Raw genomic sequence first — 345 nt, forward strand, 5'->3', positions numbered from 1 at the left:
TGGCCCGGACCAGCTATTTCGACAGCGCGACCTCCTTCGGCATGATCCGCGGGGGCAAGATCGCGGCGGCCATCCTCGGCGCGATGGAAGTCAGCGAAACCGGCGATCTCGCCAATTGGATGATCCCGGGCAAACTGGTCAAGGGGATGGGCGGCGCGATGGATCTTGTCGCCGGCGTCGGCCGGGTCGTGGTGGTGATGGACCACACCAACAAGCACGGCGACAGCAAGGTCCTGAAATCATGCACCCTGCCGCTGACCGGCAAGGGCGTCGTGGACCGGATCATCACCAACCTCGGCGTCCTCGACGTCACCCACAAAGGGCTGCACATCGTCGAACTCGCCG

Annotated in this window: 1 protein-coding gene; it reads left to right on the forward strand. The window is 64.6% G+C overall.

Annotation, left to right across the window (positions count from 1 at the left end; translation table 11 throughout):
* A partial coding sequence (locus EU803_RS18465) for a CoA-transferase (RefSeq protein WP_277985717.1) occupies positions 1-345 on the forward strand: 345 nt, incomplete at both ends.

Origin of the sequence: Loktanella sp. IMCC34160, from assembly GCF_004145845.1 — a bacterium.
GTDB lineage: Bacteria > Pseudomonadota > Alphaproteobacteria > Rhodobacterales > Rhodobacteraceae > SELP01.